The following is a 1430-nucleotide window of genomic DNA, read 5'->3' on the forward strand; positions in this document are numbered from 1 at the left end:
TGACCTTGCCACAATTCAGCTTGAGCTGCTGCCTTACCGTCGTTAATAGCCGCCGCTGGTAAGCCAAAATTTCCTTGAATAAAGTGTTTGAAATTTAAGCCATCGATAAAGGGGATTGCGCCCCCAACATGGACAACGCCTGTTTCTGTAACCACCCGTCCAGGAGCTGAAAAGCCAACCCCTTTCAACTGGTCGCCCACTAGTGCCTGTGCTTGATTGACAATATCAATGATGGCTAATTTTAAATCAGGTAAGTTCTGTGGCGTTTTCCGCTTATCTTGGTTGGTAATCTGACCCGATTTGTCTACCAATCCTGATTTAATATTTGTACCGCCGATATCAATGCCTAAATAGAGTGCTTGTGCTGTCATTAAACCGCCTCCAAAAAATGTAAGTGCTTACGATATATTGCAACTATTTTACGCTAACATGCAATAAAAAACCAGAAAATACATTCTGGTTCTGATCACACACCTTCAAATATGTGCTTCTATCAGGTCTGCCAACATTTGCGTTTGCTTGGGTAGCGGTACGTAAGCTTGGGGTGGGATTTTTACAATAGGTTTAGCCATCCGGTGGGCAAATTTGGCTAAGTTATCGAAATACATCCTCGTTTGCGGGCTGACTAAGTACAAATCAAATTGATCGTCTTCAATTGCCTTTTGTCCGGCATAGACGGAGGTTGCAGCGACCTCAATGTCTGTACCCTGTGTTTGAAATAGTGTGGTTGCCTTCTTAGCGACTAGTGACGATAACATCCCACCTGCGCATACAATTAATGCTTTCTTCACTTGAATACCCTCCTGTCCTGCTTGTGTCAAAATAGGGTTAGCAAGAATATGAAACCCTTTTCATTATTATCCCCTTCCTGTCCCAAAGATACAAGAAAAACCGAGCAGGATCTTTTTCCCCACTCGGTCTTCTTTGATTATGCACATAATTAAACTTTACTCACAATATCGGGTTCCAAAAGTCAGAATTTCCCGACGTTTCCCAAAATACTCCAATTACTTTCAGTAATTGTTCGGCTTTTGGTCCAACGTGGTTATTCTTAGCGACTTTTGTCACACCTCTCTACAAATAATTACTGGTCTAAGTGCCAAATATCTTTATTGTATTCTGCAATCGTACGGTCAGCTGAGAAGTAACCTGCGTTCGCGATATTGATCAATGAACGACGGGTCCAGTCGCGACGATCTTCATAGTCGTAGTAAACTTTTTCTTTCACATCAATAAATTCTTCTAAATCAATTAAAGCCATGAAGTAGTCCTTGTTGGTTATGTCGTTATATAGACGTTGCAGACGTTCAGGAATACCGTAAGCCATCAATTCATCTGAGATGATGAAATCAACGATTGATTGAATACGTTCTTGTTTGTAGTAGTCTTGTGGGTCGTAACCATCTGTGGCGTATAGGTTAACGATTTCT

The 1430-nt window shown here is 41.5% G+C and carries 3 protein-coding genes; all 3 read right to left on the minus strand.

The features are described 5' to 3' along the window. On the minus strand, nt 1-371 hold a 371-nt coding region (locus ACRCJ0_RS14050; RefSeq protein ID WP_431390849.1), incomplete at its 3' end, for an ROK family protein. A gap of 105 nt (nt 372-476) precedes the next feature. Further along, nucleotides 477-791 carry a PTS cellobiose transporter subunit IIB gene (locus ACRCJ0_RS14055; protein WP_431390850.1) on the minus strand — a complete coding sequence of 105 codons (315 nt, stop codon included), beginning with the start codon at nt 789-791 and terminating at the stop codon, nt 477-479. 293 nt (nt 792-1084) lie between these two features. Then, the coding region (locus tag ACRCJ0_RS14060; RefSeq protein WP_431390852.1) for a glycogen/starch/alpha-glucan phosphorylase at nt 1085-1430 on the minus strand (346 nt) is incomplete at its 5' end.

Source organism: Aerococcus sp. L_32 (assembly GCF_050689315.1).